Genomic DNA, 1,054 nt, shown 5'->3' with positions numbered 1-1,054 from the left:
CGTGAGCGGCTGGTCGTCACCGCGGTGAAGGCCCCCGCCGAGGACGGCGACCAGCCCTCCCGGTTCATGACCGAGCTGGGGGTCGAGCCCCGGGACGTGACCGGCCGTCCCCGCCGTCCGCTGTCGGTGGCCGCGCTCGTGGCCGAGCTGCGGGCCACCACCGTCGACCCCGAGGCCTCCGAGGGGCTGCGGGACGCGGCAGCCCGCCGGCTGGCCCGGCTGGCCGCCCTCACCGACGAGGAGGGCCGCCCGCTGGTGCCCGCCGCGCACCCCTACCGGTGGTGGGGCATGCTCGAGCGCACCGAGAGCAAGGTGCCGCTGCGGGAGCGGGACCGCCCGGTCGCCCTGTCCGGCAGCGCCCTGGACCAGCTGGCCAACACCTGCTCGTTGCAGTGGTTCCTCGGCCGCGAGGTGAAGGCCGACACCCCGGCCACGGCCGCCCAGGGCTTCGGCAACGTGGTGCACGTGCTCGCCGACGAGGTCGCCTCCGGGCGGACCCCCGCCGACCTGGACGTGCTGATGGAGCGGCTGGACTCGGTGTGGAACGCGCTCGCCTTCGACGCCCCGTGGAAGTCCGCGCAGGAACGGGAGAGCGCCCGGGCGGTGCTGGAGCGCTTCCTGAACTGGCACGTCATGGGCCGCGAGACGGCCGGCCGCACCCCCGTCGCCGCCGAGCACGACTTCGACGTCACCATCGAGGCGGGGGAGTACCAGGTCCGTGTCCGCGGCTCCATGGACCGGGTGGAGCGGGACGCCCGCGGGCGGGCCTACGTGGTGGACTTCAAGACCGGCAAGAACGCGCCGAGCGGCGCCGAGGTGGCGCGCCACCCGCAGCTCGCCGTGTACCAGCTGGCCGTCCGCGAGGGCGCGGTGGACGACCTGTTCGACGGCGAGCGGCCCGAGCCCGGGGGAGCGGAGCTGGTCCACCTGCGGCAGGCCGCCGCCAAGCGGGACGGCGGGGACGCCCTGCCCAAGGTGCAGGCGCAGTCGCCGGACGGCGGCGAGTGGGTCGGGGACCTGCTGGCCACGGCCGCGGGCAAGGTCCTGGACGAGC

The 1,054-nt window shown here is 76.1% G+C and carries 1 protein-coding gene; it reads left to right on the top strand.

Features of this window, described 5'->3' with window-relative positions; all coding sequences use genetic code 11:
• Nucleotides 1-1,054: PD-(D/E)XK nuclease family protein (locus HW445_RS32330; RefSeq protein WP_180224302.1), on the top strand; the 1,054-nt coding region annotated here is incomplete at both ends.

It is taken from the genome of Streptomyces sp. UH6 (genome assembly GCF_013421635.1).
Lineage (GTDB): Bacteria > Actinomycetota > Actinomycetes > Streptomycetales > Streptomycetaceae > Streptomyces > Streptomyces abyssomicinicus.
Note: the sequence above shows the minus strand (reverse complement) of the source record. Positions and strands in the feature narration are given on the sequence as shown.